The sequence below is a fragment of the Bradyrhizobium sp. CIR18 genome (assembly GCF_014198295.1).
Lineage (GTDB): Bacteria > Pseudomonadota > Alphaproteobacteria > Rhizobiales > Xanthobacteraceae > Bradyrhizobium.
This window is the reverse complement of the sequence record NZ_JACIHF010000016.1, coordinates 147501-168268: the sequence shown is the minus strand read 5'-3', so window position 1 is coordinate 168268 and position 20768 is coordinate 147501. Positions and strand designations below refer to the sequence as shown.

The 20768-nt window shown below is 64.3% G+C and carries 20 protein-coding genes; 7 read left to right on the top strand and 13 right to left on the bottom strand.

Translation table 11 applies throughout. The annotated features are described in order from the left end of the window. Positions 1 to 265: 265 nt before the first annotated feature. Positions 266 to 484, bottom strand: coding sequence for a hypothetical protein (locus GGD65_RS33965; protein ID WP_038972668.1), 219 nt, complete (start codon positions 482 to 484; stop codon positions 266 to 268). 204 nt (positions 485 to 688) lie between these two features. After that, the gene (locus GGD65_RS33960; protein WP_183238077.1) at positions 689 to 1666 is read right to left on the bottom strand and encodes a magnesium transporter CorA family protein; all 978 of its coding nucleotides are present in this window, start codon (positions 1664 to 1666) and stop codon (positions 689 to 691) included. Between the two features lie 337 nt (positions 1667 to 2003). Here GGD65_RS33960 and GGD65_RS33955 point away from each other — a divergent pair, with 337 nt between their 5' ends. Next, complete coding sequence (locus GGD65_RS33955; RefSeq protein ID WP_018321707.1) at positions 2004 to 2690, top strand: L,D-transpeptidase; 687 nt, start codon at positions 2004 to 2006, stop codon at positions 2688 to 2690. Positions 2691 to 2726: 36 nt separating this feature from the next. Here the strand turns inward: GGD65_RS33955 and GGD65_RS33950 are convergent, their stop codons facing one another. Next, complete coding sequence (locus GGD65_RS33950) at positions 2727 to 3860, bottom strand: extensin family protein (protein ID WP_183238076.1); 1134 nt, start codon at positions 3858 to 3860, stop codon at positions 2727 to 2729. Positions 3861 to 3925: 65 nt separating this feature from the next. Here GGD65_RS33950 and GGD65_RS33945 point away from each other — a divergent pair, with 65 nt between their 5' ends. Together GGD65_RS33945 and GGD65_RS33940 are read left to right on the top strand one after the other, a co-directional pair. Continuing rightward, positions 3926 to 5554, top strand: a complete 1629-nt coding sequence (locus GGD65_RS33945; RefSeq protein WP_018321709.1) for a fatty-acid--CoA ligase — start codon at positions 3926 to 3928, stop codon at positions 5552 to 5554. Between the two features lie 204 nt (positions 5555 to 5758). Then, positions 5759 to 6613 carry a DUF1499 domain-containing protein gene (locus GGD65_RS33940; protein WP_018321710.1) on the top strand — a complete coding sequence of 285 codons (855 nt, stop codon included), beginning with the start codon at positions 5759 to 5761 and terminating at the stop codon, positions 6611 to 6613. Between the two features lie 62 nt (positions 6614 to 6675). On the opposite strand, the gene GGD65_RS33935 is transcribed toward GGD65_RS33940, so the two are convergent. The 4 genes from GGD65_RS33935 to GGD65_RS33920 all read right to left on the bottom strand — a co-directional run bounded on the left by GGD65_RS33935 (position 6676) and on the right by GGD65_RS33920 (position 12068). After that, positions 6676 to 7593: an MBL fold metallo-hydrolase gene (locus GGD65_RS33935; RefSeq protein WP_092263357.1), complete on the bottom strand. Its 918-nt coding sequence runs from the start codon at positions 7591 to 7593 to the stop codon at positions 6676 to 6678. 151 nt (positions 7594 to 7744) lie between these two features. After that, positions 7745 to 8959, bottom strand: a complete 1215-nt coding sequence (locus tag GGD65_RS33930) for an acyl-CoA dehydrogenase (RefSeq protein WP_018321712.1) — start codon at positions 8957 to 8959, stop codon at positions 7745 to 7747. Between the two features lie 127 nt (positions 8960 to 9086). Then, positions 9087 to 10163: a 3,4-dihydroxy-2-butanone-4-phosphate synthase gene (gene ribB, locus GGD65_RS33925; protein ID WP_018321713.1), complete on the bottom strand. Its 1077-nt coding sequence runs from the start codon at positions 10161 to 10163 to the stop codon at positions 9087 to 9089. A 174-nt stretch (positions 10164 to 10337) separates the two neighbouring features. Continuing rightward, positions 10338 to 12068, bottom strand: coding sequence for a cation:proton antiporter (locus GGD65_RS33920; RefSeq protein ID WP_183238075.1), 1731 nt, complete (start codon positions 12066 to 12068; stop codon positions 10338 to 10340). A gap of 67 nt (positions 12069 to 12135) precedes the next feature. Here GGD65_RS33920 and GGD65_RS33915 point away from each other — a divergent pair, with 67 nt between their 5' ends. Continuing rightward, the gene (locus GGD65_RS33915; protein ID WP_409362777.1) at positions 12136 to 12663 is read left to right on the top strand and encodes a DUF3124 domain-containing protein; all 528 of its coding nucleotides are present in this window, start codon (positions 12136 to 12138) and stop codon (positions 12661 to 12663) included. Between the two features lie 88 nt (positions 12664 to 12751). Then, positions 12752 to 13984 carry a PLP-dependent aminotransferase family protein gene (locus GGD65_RS33910; protein ID WP_183238073.1) on the top strand — a complete coding sequence of 411 codons (1233 nt, stop codon included), beginning with the start codon at positions 12752 to 12754 and terminating at the stop codon, positions 13982 to 13984. Positions 13985 to 13994: 10 nt separating this feature from the next. Here GGD65_RS33910 and hpaD read toward each other — a convergent pair whose 3' ends face one another. Then, entirely contained in the window at positions 13995 to 14849 is an 855-nt protein-coding gene (gene hpaD, locus GGD65_RS33905; RefSeq protein WP_183238072.1) for a 3,4-dihydroxyphenylacetate 2,3-dioxygenase, read from the bottom strand. Positions 14850 to 14867: 18 nt separating this feature from the next. Continuing rightward, positions 14868 to 15140 carry a helix-turn-helix domain-containing protein gene (locus GGD65_RS33900; protein WP_026202606.1) on the bottom strand — a complete coding sequence of 91 codons (273 nt, stop codon included), beginning with the start codon at positions 15138 to 15140 and terminating at the stop codon, positions 14868 to 14870. A 159-nt stretch (positions 15141 to 15299) separates the two neighbouring features. On the opposite strand from GGD65_RS33900, the gene GGD65_RS33895 reads away from it, so the two are divergent. Beyond that, positions 15300 to 15752, top strand: coding sequence for a hypothetical protein (locus GGD65_RS33895; RefSeq protein ID WP_183238071.1), 453 nt, complete (start codon positions 15300 to 15302; stop codon positions 15750 to 15752). 95 nt (positions 15753 to 15847) lie between these two features. Beyond that, the gene (locus GGD65_RS33890; protein ID WP_183238070.1) at positions 15848 to 16084 is read left to right on the top strand and encodes a hypothetical protein; all 237 of its coding nucleotides are present in this window, start codon (positions 15848 to 15850) and stop codon (positions 16082 to 16084) included. Positions 16085 to 16252: 168 nt separating this feature from the next. On the opposite strand, the gene GGD65_RS33885 is transcribed toward GGD65_RS33890, so the two are convergent. The 4 genes from GGD65_RS33885 to GGD65_RS33870 form a co-directional block, all read right to left on the bottom strand. Continuing rightward, a complete protein-coding gene (locus GGD65_RS33885; RefSeq protein ID WP_183238069.1) occupies positions 16253 to 17071 on the bottom strand; it encodes an aldo/keto reductase in 819 nt (272 codons plus the stop codon). Between the two features lie 197 nt (positions 17072 to 17268). Next, positions 17269 to 18843 (bottom strand): alkaline phosphatase, encoded by a 1575-nt coding sequence (locus tag GGD65_RS33880; RefSeq protein ID WP_183238068.1) that lies wholly within the window; start codon positions 18841 to 18843, stop codon positions 17269 to 17271. A 154-nt stretch (positions 18844 to 18997) separates the two neighbouring features. Beyond that, entirely contained in the window at positions 18998 to 19417 is a 420-nt protein-coding gene (locus tag GGD65_RS33875; protein ID WP_183238067.1) for a hypothetical protein, read from the bottom strand. Positions 19418 to 19455: 38 nt separating this feature from the next. Further along, positions 19456 to 20523, bottom strand: a complete 1068-nt coding sequence (locus GGD65_RS33870; protein WP_312017762.1) for a nitronate monooxygenase family protein — start codon at positions 20521 to 20523, stop codon at positions 19456 to 19458. Positions 20524 to 20768: the final 245 nt, after the last annotated feature.

Genomic DNA, 20768 nt, shown 5'->3' with positions numbered 1-20768 from the left:
CAGTGACGACCACATAGTCGCCCCTCTTGGGTGAGCCGGGATGCGCGACACATACGCCGAAACCGAATTTCGGTAAAGTGGAATATTTTTAGCGAGGCGGATTGACAGAGCGCGACACAGGCCCCGTTTTGGCTGGATGGGGGTTCAGCCGGTCTCTAACGCACCCGCCAATCGGACGTCACAGCCGATTGTCCTGAACAGAAGGGAAGCAAGGCGATCCAGACAACGCCGCCGCAAGACCTGGATCGCCCTCGCCTTCCGTTCCTCAATCGATTCGAATCCGACGTGACCTGTCGCGCGGCCGTGGAGCGGCCGTGCTGAATGCGGTCGAGCAGTCGTCGTCGTTCTCACCGTCGAGCAGCGGAGCACCACAGTGCCGGCACATGCGTGCCGACATCGACGACGCCTTGCCGCTCGCCAAGACCTGACGATAGTTCGCCAGGTCGATGACGTTGCGGGGCGACGTTATGTGTTTTTCAACCATGGTTGTTCCTCGCGGCTACGCACTGCTTATCGCAGACAAGTTTCGCGCAAACGTTCAGCCCACCGCTCAAATTTTACCGGAGGAATTGCGGCACGACGCACACATCACGGCGCGGCCTCAATCCCGATCTATTCTGCGACACGATTCACCGTGTCTGTGCGACCGGCGTAAGGTCTCGGTAGCTATTTTCCGAGCGCGACGGGATCAGAGCCACTTCTTCCACTTGAAGATCCAATACGGGACGATCGCGGCGATCAGCATCATCACCAGCGCCATCGGATAGCCGTGCGCCCATTCGAGTTCCGGCATCATCTTGAAGTTCATGCCGTAGATCGAGGCGATCAGCGTCGGCGGCATCAGCACGACGGCCATCACCGAGAACAGCTTGATGATGTTGTTCTGCTCGAGATTGACGACGCCGAGCATGGCGTCGAGCACGAAGGTGATCTTGCTGGAGAGATAGGAGGCGTGGTCGGTCAGCGAGGAAACGTCGCGCTGCATGGTCTTGAGCTGCTCGCGCATGTCCTTCGACCATTTCACGCCCTCGACCACCGCGGACAGGAACGTCACGACACGGCCGATCGACACCAGGCTCTCGCGAACCTTCGAGGTCAGATCGCCTTTGCGGCCGATCGAGATCAGGATCTGGGAATATCTCTTTGCCTGCCCGTGGCGCTCGCTCTCGGGCTCGAAGATGTCGTGGCTGACCTGGTCGATCTCGGCGCCGCAGCGCTCCAGGATGTCGGCGCAGCGGTCGATCACGGCGTCCAGCAGCTCCATCAGCACCATCTCGCCGGTAATGGAGGGCGTGCAGGAGCGGGCAAGCTTGGCCTCGACCAGGGCGAACGGCTTCGGCAGGTCGTAGCGCACCGTCACCAGGCGGTGGTCGCCGAGGATGAAGGTCACCGCCGTGGTCCGGGGCATGTCGGTATCGGAGTGGCACATCAGCGTCGCGGTCATGTAGCGCGCGCCGTTCTCGATATAGAGACGGCTGGAGATCTCGATCTCCTGCATGTCTTCCCGGGTCGGGATGGCGATGCCGGCGAGCCGCTCCACTGCCTTGTCCTCGGCCGCGGTGGGGTTGACGAGGTCGATCCAGACCGCGCTTTCGGGCACCGCGGCAAGATCTTCGATGACAACCTTCTTCAGGACAGACTCGGAGGGAACAAACACCGAAAACATGCACGACTCCAGAGAACCTGCGGCAGAATGACAGCCCTTAGCGCGATTCTGACAAGTTCACGATGACAACCACATTAATGGAGCGTTTGCATTTGTGGCGCGGCCATGGCTCAACTGTGGCACGGAATCGACAGTCCGGCTCCCTTTGGCCCAAAAATCTTCACGGGGCCGCAAAACTTGCGGCAGAAAAGCCACAGCTTGGGTCTCGCAGCGCGGGATAAGGCCTTCAGTGCTGGAATTGTGGCAGATTTCAACGATAATGGGATTAACGGAGTCGAGGAACTTGGGCAGTAAGCTCAGGCCTTCCGCACGGTATTGTTTTGATTGGAACCAAATCATGTCGTCGCTGAAAGTTAAGTTGGGAATTCTGGCCGCCGGCCTGATGCTGTCGGGCTGCATGCAGGCCACGCATTTCGAGGCGACCGACACCAAAGCCTTCAAGCCGAAGGACAAGGAACTGCTCGCCAAAGTTCGGTACGAGAACACCCCGGTTGCCGAGCCGTTCCGCCGCGCCATCGTCCAATACCACCGCAAGGAATCGCCGGGCTCGATCGTGGTCGATTCCGACAATCACTATCTCTATTACGTGCTGGATGGCGGCAAGGCGATCCGTTACGGCATCACCGTTGGCGAAGAGGCCATGGCTTGGTCGGGCATCGCCAAGGTGGGCAGCAAGACCGAGTGGCCAGCCTGGCACCCCACCCCCGGCGAAATTTCGCGCCTGGGCGTGCCGACCTATGTCGCACCCGGCCCGGACAATCCGATGGGCTCTCGCGCGATTTACCTCTATTCCGGCGGGAAAGACACGTTGTTCCGCATCCACGGCACCAACCAGCCGGAATATATCGGCGCCTCGATCTCGTCTGGCTGCATCCGCCTGACCAACGAGGATGCGATCGATCTCTATGATCGCGTCAAGCTCGGCACCCTCGTCGTGGTGCTCGAGCCGAAGCACGGCGATTCGCCCTACAATTCGCGGCTGGCGCTCGGTGGCAGCCAGACCGGCCAGGCGGGCAGCTACTGATCGCCTGCTGATCCCTGAGATCCAAAAGCGCCGGTTTCACCGGCGCTTTTTTGTTGCCGGCTTGCGCGGCTGGGACTTGCTGGCATCGGCCGCCGGCTTTTTCGCAGGCGCCGGAGACTTCTCCACCGCCTCGTCGTCAGCTCCTTCCTTTTCTTCGGGCTTGGCCTCGGGCTTGGTCTCGGGCTTGGCCGCGACCTCGCGCGGTGGCGCCTCCTCGGGGCGTTCCGCCGGCAGCAGCGGGGCGACCTGCGGCAGGGGATCCCAGACGTTCCACTGGCAGATCCGGTAGTCGTTGCGCCGCTGCGCCAGGTCGAGATGGATATGGTCCTCGTGGTACCAGTCTGAGCCCGGGCCGAGCACGGTGGAAAAGCGTGCGCAGACCGAATGCAGCACGCGCTCGCGCACCTCGCGCGACATGCTGCGGTCGGTGAGGCCGATCGACTGCCCATTGGCCAGCTTGATGGCCCGGACGTCGAGGGCGTTGGCCTTGCCGTGCTCCGACAGCAGCGCGCCGACGACGCGGTTGCGGCCGCGGCACTCGAAGCTGTCGAAATTGTCGAGTTCGCCAATGGTCGAGCCAAGGCTGATGGCCAGCGGCGCCATGTCCTTGCGCAGCCAATCGGCGATCGCCGACGCCATGGTGCAGCGAAGGATCGCCGCCGGCTTGACCGTCACCTTGCGCTTGTCCGGCAGAACGACGGCTTCCAGCCGCACCAGATCCTCGCCGCCACAGGCGCCGGGGCCGCGGATATCCGGAATCGAGGGCGCGATCGCGATTTCCTCGGTCAGCGCAAGACGACAGGCCGAGACCGGCTTCTGGGCTGGTGCCGCAGCCTCGGCGGGCTTGTCGGCGCCGGGCTTGTCCGCCGAAGGCTTGCCGTCCGCGTCCGGCGGAGCCTCGTCCGATGCCTTGTCCGATGCCTTGTCCGATGCCTTGGGCGCCTCCTCGGGGCGCGGTCTCGGCAGCGGGATCCTGGCGGAATGAACCGCGGGGCGCGGCCGTGGTGCGGCGATACCGAAGATATCCAGTGGGGATGTGTATTTTCGCGCCTCTGCCCTCTCGGCGAGGACGAGCGACAGCCCGAGCGCAGCGGTAACCATTGCCGCGCCAGCGGACATATAGCCGCGACAAGACCATTTGCGGCGAAAGTCCGGCAGGCTAAAACTCATGACAATTCTTTGGCCCAACGCTGAGAGCGACAACGCGCCCAGCGACTTCTCGGAGGAACGTCGGAATGCTTGGTTTGATGCAAGATTGGCCCCTGCTCTGCCACCGGATCATCGAACATGCCGCCAAAATTCATGGCAAGCAGGAGGTGGTTACCCGCTCGGTCGAGGGACCGATTCATCGCACCAATTACGCCGAGATCCACAAGCGCGCGCTCAAGGTCTCGCAGATGCTGGAGCGCGACGGCATCAAGCTCGGCGACCGTGTCGCGACGATCGCCTGGAACACCTGGCGCCATCTCGAGGTGTGGTACGGCATCATGGGGATCGGCGCCATCTGCCATACCGTCAATCCCCGCCTTTTCCCCGAGCAGATTGCCTGGATCATCAACCATGCGCAGGACCGCATCGTGATGACCGACATCACCTTCGTTCCGGTCCTGGAGAAGATCGCCGACAAGCTGACCAGCGTGGAACGCTACGTCGTGCTCACCGACAAGGCGCACATGCCGCAGACGACGCTGAAGAATGTGGTCGCCTACGAGGACTGGATTGCGGAGGCCGACGGCAAATTCAAATGGAAGGACTTTGACGAGAACACGGCAGCCGCGATGTGCTACACGTCGGGCACGACCGGTGACCCGAAGGGTGTGCTGTATTCGCATCGCTCCAACGTGCTGCACGCGCTAATGGCCAACAATGTCGACGCGCTCGGCACCAGTGCGTCCGAGACGATGCTGCCGGTGGTTCCGCTGTTCCATGCCAACAGCTGGGGCATCGCCTTCTCCGCGCCCTCGCAGGGCACCAAGCTGGTCATGCCCGGCGCCAAGCTCGACGGCGCCTCGGTCTACGAGCTGCTCTCGACCGAGAAGGTGACGCACACCGCCGGCGTGCCCACGGTGTGGCTGATGCTGCTCCAGCACATGACCGCCAATAATCTCAAGCTGCCGGACCTCAAGATGGTGATCTGCGGCGGCTCGGCGATGCCGCGCTCGATGATCAAGGCCTTCCTCGACATGGGCTCGAACGTGCGTCACGCCTGGGGCATGACCGAGATGAGCCCGATCGGCAGCGTCGCGGCGCTGAAGCCGCCGTTCCAGAACGCCACCGGCGATGCGCGGCTCGACGTGCTGCAGATGCAGGGCTACGCGCCCTTCGCGGTCGAGATGAAGATCACCGACGATGCCGGCAAGGAGCTGCCCTGGGACGGCAAGACCTTCGGCCGCCTCAAGGTCTCCGGCCCCGCCGTCGCCAAGGCCTATTACCGCGTCGACACCGACATCCTCGACGAGGACGGCTTCTTCGACACCGGCGACGTCTCGACCATCGACGAGGACGGCTACATGCGGATCACCGACCGCTCCAAGGACGTGATCAAGTCCGGCGGCGAGTGGATCTCCTCGATCGACCTCGAAAACCTCGCGGTCGGCCATCCGGCCGTGGCGGAAGCCGCCGTGATCGGCGTGTTCCACCCCAAATGGGACGAGCGGCCGCTCCTGATCGTGCAGCTCAAGCAGGGCCAGCAGGCCACCCGCGAGGACATCCTCAAATACATGGACGGCAAGATCGCCAAATGGTGGATGCCCGACGACGTCGCCTTCGTCGAGGGCATTCCGCATACGGCCACCGGCAAGATCCTGAAGACGGCGCTGCGCGACCAGTTTAGGGATTATCGCTTCCCGAACGCGGCGGCGTAGCGGCAAAGCAAGCAACGTCATTCCGGGGCGATGCGAAGTATCGAACCCGGAATCTCGAGATTCCGGGTTCGGCTCTTTGAGCCGCCCCGGAATGACCGGTCATAACAGCCCGGTCTCCCTTGAATTTGCCCCCGCGCCGTGGTCTCAACGGCCCATCGTCGCGCCGAACTGGCCGGCATCGCCAACCCCGGCAGAGCTCACTCGATGGCCCGCAGGTTTTCCGCTCCCTATCAGTCGGAGCCCGTGTCCAGCCTCGCGAGCTGGGCGCGCAATCTGGCCGTGTTCGCGGTGGTGGCGGTGGTGGTCTCGATCATCATCGTCCGCTTCGATTTCCTGGAGCCGAAGCCGGCCCTTGCGACCTTCTTCGGCGGGCTCGCGATATCAGGCCTGTCGATCCTGTTCGGGCTCGCCGGCTTTGCCGCGATCTGGCAGAACGGCTCGCGTGGCATGGCGCGCATCCTGCTCGCTTTGCTGATCGACGGGGCGATCCTCGCCTATCCCGCCTATCTGGCCCTGCAATATCGCAAGCTGCCGGCGATCTACGACATCACCACCGACCCGATCGATCCGCCGCGTTTCGACGCGCTGGCGCGCCTGCGCACCGGCGAGGGCACCAACACCGCCGTCTATGCCGGCCTCTATTCGGCGGAGCAGCAGCGCCACTTCTACCCTGATATCGAGCCCGTCGAGCTCGAGATCTCCGTCGACCGCGCCTATGCGATCGCGCTCCAGCTCGTCAACAAGCGCAAATGGATCATCATCGACGAGCGCGCACCGCAGCCGCCGCGCCGCATCGGCCGCATCGAGGCGGTGGCGCGCACGCCGATCATGGGGTTTCGCGAGGACATTTCGATAAGGTTCGTGCCGGACGGCGATGATTCCCGCGTCGACATCCGCTCGGCCTCGCGCAATTTCGACAGCGATCTCGGCAGCAATGCCGCGCGCGTCAAGAAATTCATCGACGATCTCAACACCGCCGCCGATGCCGACGCGCTCAAGCCGGTGAAGAAGACCCCGGTGGCGCCGCCGAAGGCGCCGGCAAAGACGGTGAAGAAATGAAACTGGCGAATGGCGAGTAGCGAATTGCGAATGGAACGCTACTCCCCACTCGCTATTCGCCCCTACGCCATCCGATACGTCCCGCCGATCACGGGATCGCCGTCGGTCGCCACCACCCCGCGGGCGACCAAGTCTTCCAGGTGCGCCAGCACGGAATAGCCGGCGGCCGTCGTCAGCCTGGGATCGATACCGATATAGATCGCGCGGACCATGGTCGGGATGTCGGTCTCGCCCTTGGCGAGGCGGTGCAGGATCGAGGCCTCGCGCGCCTTGCGGTGCCGGATCAGGAAGCGCACGAAGCGCTGGCCGTCGGGGATCTCGGGGCCGTGGCCGGAGAAATAGAGATCCTCCTCGCGTGCGGCGAGCCGGTCGAGCGAGTCCATGTAGTCGATCATCGAGCCGTCGGGCGGCGCCACGATCGAGGTGGACCAGCCCATCACGTGATCGCCAACGAAGTTGAACTTTCGCTCCGGCCAGGCGAATGCCAGATGATTGGCGGTGTGGCCCGGCGTCGCAACGGCCTCGAGCCGCCAGCCGTCGCCCTCGACGACATCGCCATGCGCGATCCGGATGTCGGGTACGAAGTCGCGATCGGAGCCGGATTCCGGATTGTGCTTCTCGCTCTCGAAACGCGGGCGCGAGGCCCGGTGCGGGCCCTCGGCATAAACCGGCGCGCCGGTCGCCTGCTTGATCCGCGCGGTGTTCGGCGAATGGTCGCGATGGGTGTGGGTGACGAAGATATGGCTCACCGTCTCGCCGCGCACGGCATCGAGCAGCGCAGCCGCATGCGCCGCATCGTCCGGACCGGGATCGATGATCGCGACATTGCCCTTGCCAACGATATAGCTGACCGTGCCGGTGAAGGTGAACGGGCTCGGATTGTTGCAGAGCACGCGGCGCACGCCGGGCCGGACTTCCTCGACGACGCCCGGCTTCAGCGGAAAGTTGCGGTTGAACGGGACGTCGTCATTGTCGGACATGGCTTGCTCATTCCTTGCTGACTTCGTCATGCCCGGCCTTGTGCCGGGCATCCACGTTCTTCGCGTGGCTTAAGACGTGGATGGCCGGGACAAGCCCGGCCATGACGCAGTTGGAGAGTTCTCGTGCCTCACGCGTTCACCGCGTAGCCGCTCAGAAAAACGCCTGAATGCCCGTGATGGCGCGCCCCAGGATCAGCGCGTGGACGTCATGCGTCCCCTCATAGGTGTTGACCGTCTCGAGGTTATGGACGTGGCGCATCACATGGTACTCGATCGAGATGCCGTTGCCGCCGTGCATGTCGCGCGCGACACGGGCGATGTCGAGGGCCTTGCCGCAATTGTTGCGCTTCATGATCGAGATCATCTCGGGCGCGAACTTGCCCTCGTCCATCAGGCGGCCGACGCGAAGCGAGCCCTGAAGGCCGAGCGCGATCTCGGTCTCCATGTCGGCGAGCTTTTTCTGCACGAGCTGGGTCGCGGCAAGCGGCTTGCCGAACTGCTTGCGGTCGAGCGTGTACTGGCGCGCGCGGTGCATGCAGTCCTCGGCGGCGCCGAGCGCGCCCCAGGAGATGCCGTAGCGGGCACGGTTGAGGCAGCCGAACGGACCCTTGAGACCGGAGACGTTGGGCAGCAGCGCATCTTCCGGAACCACAACGCCGTCCATCACGACCTCACCGGTGATGGAGGCGCGAAGCGAGAGCTTGCCGCCAATCTTCGGTGCGGACAGGCCCTTCATGCCCTTTTCCAGCACGAAGCCGCGGATCTGGTTGTCATGCGCGGCCGACTTGGCCCAGACCACGAACACGTCGGCGATCGGCGCGTTCGATATCCACATCTTGCTGCCGGTGAGGCGATAGCCGTCCGCGACCTTCTCGGCGCGGGTCTTCATACCGGCCGGATCGGAGCCGGCATCGGGCTCGGTCAGGCCGAAGCAGCCGACCCACTCGCCGCTGGCGAGCTTCGGCAGGTACTTCTTGCGCTGGTTCTCGTCGCCATAGGCGTAGATCGGGTACATCACCAGCGAGGACTGCACCGAGTTCATCGAGCGATAGCCGGAATCGACCCGCTCGATCTCCCGCGCGACGAGGCCATAGGCGACGTAGCTCGCGTTGGCGCAGCCATATTCCTCCGGCAGCGTGATGCCGATCAGGCCGAGCTCGCCCATCTCGTTGAAGATCTCGCGGTCGGTCTTCTCTTCGAGATAGGCCTTGGAGACGCGCGGCAGCAGCTTGTCCTGGGCGTAGGCGCGGGCGGTGTCGCGCACCATGCGCTCGTCTTCGGTCAGCTGCTCGTCGAGCAGGAACGGATCGTCCCACTGGAAAGAAGCCGCAGCCGGCTTGTCCTTGGCCTGAGGGCGCACGCTCATGAAACGTCCTTTCGTCTGGTTCCGTCAAAATTTGCCCGACAAAGTAAAGCGCCGCGGCAACAAGTGCAATTGCATCCTGGTTTCGGTCGTTCCGGGGCGCAACACCGACGAACCGGAAATGCCGTTGTCAGGTTTCGAGCTGCTCGTTGGCAACGATCTCGATGCCGAAGCCGGACAGGCCCTTGTAGTCGTGCACCGAGGAGGTGAGATGCCGGATCGAGGTGACGCCGAGATCGCGCAGGATCTGCGCACCGACGCCGACCTCGCGCCACTGGCGGTTGCGGTCGGCCTCGGTCGCGCTCTCATCGGGCAACGGGGACACGGGGACACCGGCCGCGCCGTCGCGCAAGTAAACCAGGACGCCGCGGCCTGATTTCTTGAAATGCTCGAGCACGGCCGCCATGCGCTTGTGGCCGGTGAAGGTGTCCTTGACGATGTTCGGCTTGTGGAAGCGCGTCAACACGTTCTTGCCGTCACCGACGCCATTGTAGACGAACGCGACGTGGGCGATGGAATCGAACGGCGAACGATAGGCATAGCCTTGCAAGGGTCCGATCGGGCTTTCGGTGACGAAGGTCGAGACCCGCTCGATCAGCTTCTCGCGCGCCTGGCGGTAGGCGATCATGTCGGCGATGGTGACGTGCTTGAGCTTGTGCCTGGCCGCGAACTGCGCGACCTGCTCGCCCTTCATCACGCTGCCGTCGTCGTTCATCAATTCGCTGATGACGCCGACCGGCGGCAGGCCGGAGAGCTTGCACAGATCGACGGCGGCCTCGGTATGGCCCGAGCGCAGCAGCACGCCGCCATCCTTGGCGATCAGCGGGAAGATGTGGCCGGGCCGGGCGAAATCATTGGCGCCGACATTGGGATTGGACAGCGCGCGGCAGCAGGAGGCGCGCTCCTCGGCGGAGATGCCGGTGCCGCCATCGGGCTTGTAGTCGATCGACACCGTGAAGGCGGTGGTGTGCGCGGAATCGTTGTGGGCCACCATCGGATCGAGCCGCAGGCGGCGCGCGTCCTCGGTGGTCACCGGCGCGCAGACGATGCCTGACGTATGGCGGATGATGAACGCCATCTTCTCGGCGGTGCAGAGCGAGGCGGCGACGATCAGATCGCCCTCGCCCTCACGGTCCTCGTCGTCGGTGACGACCACGAGCTCACCCCGGGCAAAGGCCTGCAAGACTTCCTGGACGCTATCGGGCATGTCCCAATCTCTATCGGTTGTGGGCGGGAGGCTTAGCCGGACTTGGGCCGGGGCGCTAGTGTCCTGGACGCAACCGCATATGCCTGACGGCAGGCCTGCCAAGGTGGGCAGGCTTGCACCGAAGATACCAGGGATATAGGCGCGGAATGCCAAGGTGGAAGGCGGTCGGCCCCGTCAGGGCAGCACTTCGCGGCGCTCGCCGAGCCGCTGGTCGAGCTCGGCGCGCTTGTCGGTCAGCAGGCCGGCCTGCGCGGCCTCGATCACGGTAAACAGCTCATGAGCGTCGCTGAGGCGGGTCACGGTGACGTAGCTGGCGCCGGCCGCATAGAGCTCCTCCACGTCCGACAGGAGATCGGCCGTGGCCACGATCAGGGCGGTCGGATTGAGCGCGCGGACGTGGCGGACCAGCTTCTCGTTGCTGGCACCCTTCAGCAGCGAATCCGGCACGCTGAGGATGATCATCTCGGACTTGCCGACGCCGGCATGGAGCAGCGTATCCGCGCTGCTGATGTCGCCATAGATCACGTGCAGGCCGCGCGACAGCAACGTCTGGTACACATTGGGGTTGAAATCGACCACGGTGATCTGCTCGAGCAGCACCGGCGCCTGCCGTTCGATCTCGGCCAGCAGCGCGCTCGCCGCACGGAAAAAGCCGAGGATGACGATACGGCGGGCCTCGCCATGGCCGCCCTCGTGCCCCTCCTCGGCATGGCCGTTGCCGTGGTCGAGATCGCGCAGGCCGATCCGCTTCAGGGGGCCGATGGCCCAGCGGGTGATCTCGTCGCTGCGGCTCATCGCGAAGGTCGAGAGCACCGCGAGCACCACGAAGGCAAAGGAGGCGGCATTCGCCGTCTGCGCTGCGATATGGTGATCGGCAACGCCGGTCTGGATCACCACCAGCGAGAACTCGGATATCTGCGCGAGGTTTAGCGCCGGCAACAGGCTGGCGCGCAAGCCCTGCTTCATCAGATAGAGCGGCGTGAAGGTGGTGACGAGGCGGCTCACCACCGTGAAAGCCGCGATCATCAGCGCCAGCCCGATCACGGAGAGACCGGGCACGGGAATGGTCATGCCAAGCGCGACGAAGAACAGCGTGATGAAGAAGTCGCGCAGCGTGGTGACCTTGGCGGTGACGTCGAGCGCGTAGGGAAAGGTCGAGAGCGAGACGCCGGCGATCAGGGCGCCCATCTCGCGCGACAGCGACAGCCGCTCGGCGGTCTCGGCGACGAGAAAGCACCAGGCCAGTGCGCCGAGCAGGATCAGCTCGGGCCGCCGGGCGATCTGGTGGAACAGCCGCGGCAGCACGTAGCGGCTGACCAGCAGAGCTGCGGCGACCAGCACCGCGACACGGCCGATCGAGAGCAGGATGACGCTGGCTTGCAGATTGGCAAGGCTGGGCTGCACCGCCAGGAACAGGATGGCGAAGATGTCCTGCAGCACCAGCACGCCGAGCGTGATGCGCCCTGGCAGCGTGTCGAGCTCGCGCTTCTCGTAGAGCACCTTGACGATGATGACGGTGCTCGACAGCGCGCAGGCGACGCAGAGATAGACCGCATCGAAGTGCCCGCCGCCGAGCGACAGGCCGATGCCGACGAAGAACAGGACCCCGAGCAGGCAGCCGCCGAGCAGCTGGCCACCCGCCGCGAACAGGATCACCCTTCCCGCCCGCACGATCTTCTTCAGGTCGATCTCCAACCCGATCATGAACAGCATGAAGATCAGGCCGAGCTCGGAGATGACGCCGATCGATTCCTGCGAATGGACCCAGCCGGCGCCGAATGGACCTATGCAAAAGCCGGCGATAAGATAGGCCAGAATGAGCGGCTGCCGGGAGAAATGGGCGAGAAGGCCCAGCATCCAGGCAAACAGAATACAGAGAGTGATGTCGCGAATGAGCTCGTGCATGCCAAATTGGTCCGTTTTGCCGCACCCTAGAGACGGGTTGCAGCGCGGCAAGCGAGCAATTCGTCACATGGGAAAAGGATTGTTCGCAGCAATGCTGCTATGCCCCTTCGCCTTTGCCGTGCCCGCGGCCGCACAATCCAAGGTCAATATTGAACAGAACTTTGCCGATTCCCTCGCCGCGCTGCCGAAGGAGGAACTCGCAATCTCCGGTGGATTCTACGTGCCTGCCTATTCCAGCGTCGCAATGAGCCAGGGCAAGCTGCGCGTCGACTTCTCGGTGACCTTGAGTGTTCACAACGCCTCCGAGACGCAAGCACTGGTGATCAAACGCATCGCCTATTTCGACACCGCAGGCAAGCAGGTCGAGAGTTATCTGAAGGCGCCCGTGGCCTTGAGGCCACTTGCCACCGTCTCGATCTTCATTCCGACCGACGACGTGCGTGGCGGGACCGGGGCCAATTTCCTGGTCGACTGGGCTGCGACGGGCGAGATCGCCGAGCCCGTCGTCGAGGCGCTGATGGTTGGCGGCGTCGCCAATGCGCATTACGCTTTCATCAGCCAGGGCCGTCCGACCAGGACGGCCACAAAGAAGTGAGTCCGTCCGACCCGGACGGCTGGCAAGAAGTAAGGCTGGCCGGCGCAACACCGGCTGGCTCAACAAGAACAAAACGAGGAACACCCCCATGACGTCCAGCTTCGATTTCGCACCCCTGTTTCCGGCAGGGCTGCCGGCCCCTTCTGCGCGCTGGACGGGCCTTGCCAAATACAGTTTCGTCGGCGGCAACAACGATTCCGAGCAACTGCCGCTCGACGGCCTGATCGAGGCGACCACCTCAGCGTTACAGCGCGAAGGCCGGTCGCTCGCGACCTACGGGCTGGCGCATGGGCCGCAGGGCTACCTTCCCCTGCGCGAATTCCTGGTGACCAAACTCAAGCGCGATGCCGGCATCAACTGCACCGTCGACGATCTCCTGATCGTCTCCGGCTCGCTGCAAGCGCTCGACCTCGTCAACGCGACGCTGCTGACCCGCGGCGACACCGTGATCTTCGAGCAGGACAGCTATCAGGGCTCGCTGACCCGCCTGGCGCGGCTCGGCGTCAATGTGGTCGGCGTCCCCCTCGACAAGGACGGCATGCGCATGGACGTGCTGGCCGCGACACTGGCTGACCTGAAGAGCCGCGGCATCCGGCCGAAATACATCTACACCATTCCGACGGTGCAGAATCCGACCGGCAGCATCATGCCCGAGAGCCGCCGCACTGAGCTGGTACGGCTCGCGACCGAGTATGGCGTGCCGATCTTCGAAGACGATTGCTATGCCGACCTCGTCTGGTCGGGGCAGCGGCCGCCGGCGATCCATGCGATGAGCCCAAACGGCGGCGTGATCCATATCGGCTCGTTCTCCAAATCGATCGCGCCGGCGCTGCGCGTCGGCTTCATCGTGGCGCCCTGGGCGGTGATGTCGCGGATGCTGGCGCTGAAGACCGATGCCGGCTCCGGCGCGCTGGAGCAGATGGTGCTCGCCGCCTATTGCAAGCCGCATTTCGCGAGCCATGTGCCGGCCCTGACCAAGGCGTTGCGCACCAAGCTCGACACGCTGATGGAGGCGCTGAACGAACAGTTCGGGACAGCCGCCGAGTTCGAGGAGCCCAAGGGCGGCATCTTCCTCTGGGTCAAGCTGCCCGATCAGGTCGATACGCTGAAACTCTATCAGGCCGCGCTCGCCGCAGGCGTCTCGATCAATCCGGGACCGGAATGGTCGACTAGCAAGGGCCATTCCGCCTCACGGCTGAGACTGTGCTTTGCAAGTCCGACGCATCAGCAAATCCGCGAGGGCGTCGCCGTGCTGGCCGAAGTCTGCCGCAAGGAATTCGGCGTGCCGGCCCGGAGTGCCAATGTGGAGAAGCGGGCTTGAAGCCGCGGCCTCACGCCTCGACGTGAAACTCCACGTTGACCTGGCCGCTCCCGGAGGACGGAAAATAGTCGCAGAGCTGCTCGGCGGCGCCGCGATAGTCGTACCAGCCGAGCGCGGCGAACAGCATGATCGTGTCGGCCATGCCGCCTTCGCCGTTGCACTTGGTGGCGTAATCCGGAAGCATGTCGAGGAATTCGCGGTAGCGGCGGCTCTGCCACAGCTCGAGCACGCGCAAATCGACCTGACGGTTGAACTCGCTGGCGACCGAGGTCCAGGCTTCGGGGCCCAGCTTCTTGTTCGGCCAGAGCCGGTGCGAGAGCGAACCGCTGGCGAGGATGGCGACCCGTTCACCGGATTCATCGATCGCACGGCGGGTCGCTTCACCGAGGATCCGGCTCTCCTCGAATGAGGTGAAGAGCGGCGAGGCGACCGAGACGACCTTCGCGAAGCCGTCCCGGTTCAGGTAGTGCATCGGCACGACGGTGCCGTATTCGAGCCCGAGGCTGGCCACCTGATGGGCGATCACGTTCAGGCCGGCGTCCCCGGCCCTGTCGGCGATGGCTTCGGCCAGGCGCGTGTCACCCGGCAAATCGTAGCGCAGATCCTGGATCATATGCGGCGCCTCGTGGCTCGTGAACGAGCCGCAATGCCGCGCATTGGCATTGATGTGGTAGCCGAAATTGGAGAGCCAGTGGGTGTCGAACACCACGAAGCAGGTGACGCCGCGCTCTTTCGCCCGCCGGCCGAGCTCGCGCAGCGAATCGACGGCGGCTTTGCGCGCGTCGCGTAACGGGCTGCCTGATAGCTCCGACAGCATCAGCGATGGAACGTGGGTGACCTTGGCCGCGAGTACGAGTTGCCCCATGGCGGTCACCTCGAAGCGTCAGGCCGCCTGTGGCTGGCTGCCGTGGATCGCGGAGGCCAGCCGCAGCAAGAGGACGATCGAGACGTTGCCCTTGCCGGCTTCGATCTGGGCGATATAGCGCTCGGAAATCCCGGAACGGCGGGCCAGCTCGCGGCGCGACAGGTCGCAGCGCATGCGCGAGGACCTCAAGCGATCGCCCAGCTCGGTCAGAAACGCGGTCTCGGAATAGGGCGGCACGGCACAGCTCCCCGGCAGCACTTCGCCCGCAAAATCCATGACTTGATTCAGCATTGGTCTATCCAGGTTCGCCTTCGGGAAACGCCATCCTACTCCGGAAAAGACCGGCCTCATTGACGCGGATCAAATTCGCGAGCGATCGGCCGCAGCCATGGACGGAAGCGGGCGGGATGCTACACTTGGAATTCTTCGAGGCGGGGGTTTCTTCAGGACATGACGCGTTGTTTGAGCCGCTGGATCGCGGCTGCGATGCTGTGGGCGGCAATCACCTCCACGGCAGGTGCCGAGACGTTGACCGCGACGGTCGAGCAATGGGGCCTGCTCGGCTCGTGGGCGGTCGATTGCGCCGTCCGGCCCGACCGTGACAAGGGCGCGCTCCTGACTTACGAAATCCGGAAGGACGGCCGGGTGATGTACCGGCGCAATTTCGGCAAGGCCAATGACGAGAACGAGGTGGTGTCGGCCACGGTCGGCGCCGAGGGCCTGCTCAATGTGATGGTCTACTTCCCCTCGCTGCACCAGGCGCGTGAGTTCGGGCTGCTGCTGGCGAAGGACGGCAGCCTGCGCGCGATCTACAATCGCAGCGAGCGGGGCGAGTACACGATCAGGGACGGCAAGTACGTCACGACAGGCGCGCCAACGCCGGCGCAGCAACGCTGCGATTAGTCACCTGAACAGCTGTTCAGAATTCTCCCGCGTTTCCTCCGGAACGTTCGCGCGAATGCGCGGTTTAGATTTGCATTCGATTGGAGGAGGACATCATGAAGAAGCTTGGTTATGTGGTTGCGGCCCTGGGTGCGCTCGTGATCGCGGCGCCGACGCTGGCGAGCGCGGAGACGGTGGTGATCAAGCGCGGCGGCTACCACCACCATCATCACGGGCCGTACGGCGCTCGCGCCGAATTCCGCGGCCATCGCGACTACGGCTGGCATCGCGGCCACCATCGCGACAAGGTCGTGGTGATCAAGCGCCGCCATCGTCACCATCACTGGGACTAATGCAGTGCGCATATGGAAATGGCCCCTCACGGGGGCCATTTCTTTTGCGTGTCGTCAGTCTTGTAGGGTGGGCAAAGCGAAGCGTGCCCACCGCTTCCATAGTGATTGAGAGGTGGTGGGCACGGCGCAAGTGCGCCTTTTGCCCACCCTACGATTCCTGAAACGAAGCTAATCCCAAGCCGGCGCAAAGCCCGGATTGACGCAGCGGCGGTCCTTCGGCAGCGCCGCGATCTTGTTGCGGTCGGCATCGTCGAGCGTGATCTTCAGCGCATCGAGATTGGCCAGCTGGCTCTCCCGGCGCGAGGCCTTCGGAATCGCGGCGACGCCGTCCTGGTCGAGCAGCCATTTCAGCGCCACCTGCGCGGCGGTCGCGTTGTGCCTGGCGCCGATCTCCGCCAGCACCGGCTCCGAAGCGATGCGGCCTTGCGCGAGCGGGCAATAGGCCACCAGCGGGATCGACTTCGCGGCGAGATAGGCCAGCACCTTCGATTGATCGAGCATGGCGTGATATTCGATCTGGTTGCAGGCGATCGGCGCCCTGATGTCCTCGACCACGGTCTTGAGCAGTGCCGTGGTAAAATTGGCAACGCCAATCGCCCGCGTGCGCCCCTCCTGCTTCAGCTTCATCAGTGTCTCGAACACCGCACCCCAGTTCGCAGCCTTCGACGGCCAGTGCACGAGATAGAGATCGACATGATCGAGCCTGAGCTTGTTCAGGCTGGCATCGAAGGCCCGCCGGATCGCGTCGGGGCTGAGGTTCTCATGCCAGACCTTGGTCGTGACGTGCAGCTCGCCGCGCGGAAGGCGAGCCGCGGCAAGGGCAGCGCCGATGGGTTCTTCGTTGGCGTACATCTCGGCGGTGTCGATGTGGCGATAGCCGATCGACAGCGCGCTCTCGACCGCGGCGCGGCAGGCATCGCCCTGCAGGCGGAAGGTGCCGAGGCCGAGCTTGGGCACGCTGATGCCCTGGGTCTTCAGATTGTCCATGAACAGGCTCCTGACGTCGTTCAACCCGCTGGAAGCACGCGGCGTTGCCGCGTGGGCGGACTCTTCGGTGATGGAAAAGAGATGGCGGGAGCGAGCAGCATAGCCCGGCATGGGCAGCGCGGCCAATCAAGATCGGGTTAGCGGCGCGCCATGCCTATCCTTCGTCATGGCCGGATCCGCGCACAGAGTATCGCCCCTCACGAATGCTGCGCCACCACGGCCGGGCGGATCTGCGGTTGCGGCACGATGTCGACCGACCAGAGGTCGCGATTGTCGACGTCCTTCAAGGTCACGGTCATCACGCCGCTGGCGCCGTCGATGTCGACGCGGCCGAAGAATTGCAGTCCGAAGCACGGCGCCAAATTCTCGCCCTGCGCCGCACTGCAGCCGTTCTGGTACATCGCGACCGGACCAAAGGTGTCGTCGAGCTCACCCGGGCCCCAGGTGCCGGCGTGTAGCGGGCCGGAAACGAACTCCCAGAATGGCTCGAAGTCTTGAAACTGCGCCTTGCCGGGATCGTAATAATGCGCGGCGGTGTAGTGCATATCGGCGGTGAGCCAGACGATATTGCGCACGCCGGCGCGCTTGATGGAGGCCAGAAGGTCGGCGATCTCGTGCTCGCGCCGGTCGGGCGGACCATCGCCGAGCGCGACGGCGTCGAGACTGATCAGGCCGATCGGAAGATCAGCCGCAATCACCTTCCAGGTTGCGCGCGAGGCCGCAAGCTCACGCTTGAGCCAGGTGAGCTGCTCGGCACCCAAGATCCAACCGCGGTGATCGCCGCCCTTGTTCCAGCTGTCGTCGCGATAGCTGCGCATGTCGATCATGAAGACGTCGAGCAGCGGGCCGTAGGCGATCTTGCGATAGACCCGGCCTTGGTGCGCGCCGATATCGCGGATCGGCATGAAGTCGAAGAAGGCGCGGCGGGCGCGCGCAATCAGGCGCGGGGTGCCGTCGTCCTCATAGCCCGCCTCGTCGTGGCTGCCGGTCGGCGACCAGTCGTTGGTGACCTCGTGGTCGTCCCACTGCGCGAACATCGGCACCTCGGCGTGGAAGGCGCGAAAGTTCTCGTCGAGATGGTTGTATTTGTAATTGCCGCGAAACTGCGCCAGCGTGTGCGCGACCTCGGACTTTTCCTCGGTCACGAGGTTGCGCCAGATCTCGCCGTTCGGCAGCTTCTGCTCGGAAGGAACCGTGCAGTCGGCGTAGATGTGATCGCCGGAGTGGATGAAGAAATCCGGGCGGTTGTCGAGCATGGTGCGATAGCTGCGATAGCCGCCGCGCGAAATGTCGATGCCCCAGCCCTGTCCCGCGACATCCCCGGACCACAGGAACGAGATCGAGCGGGCAGCGGACGGCGCGGTGCGGAAATGGCCGACGCGGCTTTCGCCGGCAATGCCGGTCGCGACGTCGTCGAAGCGCACGCGGTAGAAGATATCCTGGCCGGGCGGCAGATCGTTCAGCAGCAGCTTTGCGGTGAAATCCGCATCAAGCAGAGCGTCGCGCGAAGCTGACGCAATAATGGTCTTGAAGCTCTCGACGGTCGAGCATTCCACCTGCATCCGCGCGGGCCGGTCGGCGCGCGCCCAGATCACGGCGGAGTCGCCAGAGACATCGCCGGACTGAATACCGCCCGCGATCTGCGGCCGGTCGGCGGCGCGGCTGAGGTGCGGCATTGCGAGCGTGCCGAGCGAGGCGACGGCGAGGCTGGAGGTCGAGCGGACCAGGAATTGCCGCCGGGTCCATGCGCGCGAAGCGCGGAGCGTTGCCATTCAGGAAACCTTCGTCGAATCGCGACGGAAGGTGCCTGCGCTCCTTGACTCCTACCCTTACGGTTTCTTGACTCCGCGCCTACGGTTTTGCGACGCGCGGATGACGGGGCGAGATAGCCCCGCAGGCGGGGAGAGGCGTAGAGACACGAAGCCTCTAGCGCTGCCAGTTGCAGATGCCGCCGGAACGGCAGGGCCAGGTCTGGATGCGGGTATCTCTCGCCTGTGCATCCAGCGGATTGCCGCGGCGGTGCGCGAGCTTGGCGCGGGCTACGCCGCGCGGCTGCGCGGGCTTGCCATGCGCGACCTTCGGCTCGGCTACACGGACGCGCTCAGCGGCAACCTTCTTCGGCACGTCGACCGGCTCGGCGCGGGCCTGCGCCTCGTTGCCACCCTTCGCCTCGAGTGCAACCGGCGCGAATTGGGTCTCGGGCCCGAGCCGTTTCGGCGACAGAACGGCCTTCGAAAGGTCGAGACCGAGATATTCATCAGGCTTGTAGTCGTCAGCGCGCGCGAAGCCACCCCATGCGATCACGAGGGCAACGGCAACTGCAAAAGAAACGCTTTTCAGGACCACGGACGCCTCCTGAAATTGATTTTGAAGGTATTTTATCCTTATTTAGGAGGCCTCGCGCGCGATTCCAGCGTCCATTTGCCGCCGTGGTTAAGAAGTTTGGCGGTGTCAGGCGACCTTTCGCGTCGCCCCGTCCCATCCAGGAACCCCATCAGGCGGCTGCGGATGATCTGTTCCGCCTCGCTCATGATGCGATCGACGAGTTCCTTGCAGGAGGGGATGTCATGGATCAACCCTGCGACCATGCCGCAGCTCCAGGCGCCGGCGTCCATCTGTCCCTCCAGCATGATCCTGGGATAGACGCCCGCGACCTGGTCGTGGATGTCATCGATCTTCAGCTTGTCGCCCTTCTCGCGCTCGATCTCGATGAGGCGATCGACATTGGCGTTCCTCAGCACGCGTTCGGTGTTGCGCAGGCTCCGCATGATCAGGCGGGTGTCGAACTCGGTCGCCGCGACCAGCGCATTCTTCACGTTCTGATGCACGGGCGCTTCCTTGGTGGCGATGAAGCGCGTGCCCATGTTCATGCCGGCGGCACCCAGCGACAATGCCGCGACGAGGCTGCGCCCGTCGGCCATGCCGCCGGAGGCGACGAACGGGATCTTCAATTCCTCCGCCGCGCGCGGCAGCAGGATCATGTTGGGAATGTCATCCTCGCCGGGATGACCGCCGCACTCGAAGCCGTCGACGCTGACAGCGTCGCAGCCGATCCGCTCGGCCTTGAGTGAGTGACGCACCGAGGTGCATTTGTGGATGACCTTGATGCCCGCCGCCTTCAGCGCCGGCATGTATTGTTCGGGGCTGCGGCCCGCCGTCTCCACCGCCTTGATGCCGCCCTCGACAATGGCCGCGATGTATTCCGGATAGGGCGGCGCCGCGAAGGTCGGCAGGAAGGTGAGGTTCACGCCGAACGGCTTGTCGGTCATGTCGCGGCAGCGCGCGATCTCCTTGGCGAGCAATTCCGGCGTCTTCTGCGTCAGGCCGGTGATGATGCCGAGCCCGCCGGCATTGGAGACGGCAGCGGCCAGTTCGGCAAAGCCGACGAAATGCATGCCGCCCTGGATGATGGGGTGCTCGATGCCGAACAGCTCGGTGATCGCGGTCTTCACTTAATTCGCCTCCCGGAATTTGCTCAGGTTGGGTTCAGTCTAGCCGGACTTTTGCGCCGCGGTCACCATTTCTCTCCGAGGGAGTGGGCCAAAGGAGCCGAGGAGGTGAGTCGAGACACCAAGTCTGGTTGCAAGTCCCGTCATCCTGAGGTGCGATCCTAGCGGCGCAGGCGCGCCGCTAGGTGAGCCTCGAAGGATGTACGGCCCAGCTGCGAGCCGGGCCGTCGCCCTTCGAGGGCCGCTGA

Bases quoted from the DNA above. Each gene is read 5' to 3' on its own strand.
- GGD65_RS33960 (WP_183238077.1), bottom strand. From the start codon at position 1,666: ATGTTTTCGGTGTTTGTTCCCTCCGAGTCTGTCCTGAAGAAGGTTGTC.
- GGD65_RS33955 (WP_018321707.1), top strand. From the start codon at position 2,004: ATGTCGTCGCTGAAAGTTAAGTTGGGAATTCTGGCCGCCGGCCTGATG.
- GGD65_RS33940 (WP_018321710.1), top strand. From the start codon at position 5,759: ATGGCCCGCAGGTTTTCCGCTCCCTATCAGTCGGAGCCCGTGTCCAGC.
- GGD65_RS33915 (WP_409362777.1), top strand. From the start codon at position 12,136: ATGGGAAAAGGATTGTTCGCAGCAATGCTGCTATGCCCCTTCGCCTTT.
- GGD65_RS33935 (WP_092263357.1), bottom strand. From the start codon at position 7,593: ATGTCCGACAATGACGACGTCCCGTTCAACCGCAACTTTCCGCTGAAG.
- GGD65_RS33945 (WP_018321709.1), top strand. From the start codon at position 3,926: ATGCTTGGTTTGATGCAAGATTGGCCCCTGCTCTGCCACCGGATCATC.
- GGD65_RS33890 (WP_183238070.1), top strand. From the start codon at position 15,848: ATGAAGAAGCTTGGTTATGTGGTTGCGGCCCTGGGTGCGCTCGTGATC.
- GGD65_RS33900 (WP_026202606.1), bottom strand. From the start codon at position 15,140: ATGCTGAATCAAGTCATGGATTTTGCGGGCGAAGTGCTGCCGGGGAGC.
- GGD65_RS33950 (WP_183238076.1), bottom strand. From the start codon at position 3,860: ATGAGTTTTAGCCTGCCGGACTTTCGCCGCAAATGGTCTTGTCGCGGC.
- GGD65_RS33910 (WP_183238073.1), top strand. From the start codon at position 12,752: ATGACGTCCAGCTTCGATTTCGCACCCCTGTTTCCGGCAGGGCTGCCG.
- hpaD (WP_183238072.1), bottom strand. From the start codon at position 14,849: ATGGGGCAACTCGTACTCGCGGCCAAGGTCACCCACGTTCCATCGCTG.
- GGD65_RS33885 (WP_183238069.1), bottom strand. From the start codon at position 17,071: ATGGACAATCTGAAGACCCAGGGCATCAGCGTGCCCAAGCTCGGCCTC.
- GGD65_RS33965 (WP_038972668.1), bottom strand. From the start codon at position 484: ATGGTTGAAAAACACATAACGTCGCCCCGCAACGTCATCGACCTGGCG.
- GGD65_RS33920 (WP_183238075.1), bottom strand. From the start codon at position 12,068: ATGCACGAGCTCATTCGCGACATCACTCTCTGTATTCTGTTTGCCTGG.
- GGD65_RS33930 (WP_018321712.1), bottom strand. From the start codon at position 8,959: ATGAGCGTGCGCCCTCAGGCCAAGGACAAGCCGGCTGCGGCTTCTTTC.
- ribB (WP_018321713.1), bottom strand. From the start codon at position 10,163: ATGCCCGATAGCGTCCAGGAAGTCTTGCAGGCCTTTGCCCGGGGTGAG.
- GGD65_RS33895 (WP_183238071.1), top strand. From the start codon at position 15,300: ATGACGCGTTGTTTGAGCCGCTGGATCGCGGCTGCGATGCTGTGGGCG.
- GGD65_RS33880 (WP_183238068.1), bottom strand. From the start codon at position 18,843: ATGGCAACGCTCCGCGCTTCGCGCGCATGGACCCGGCGGCAATTCCTG.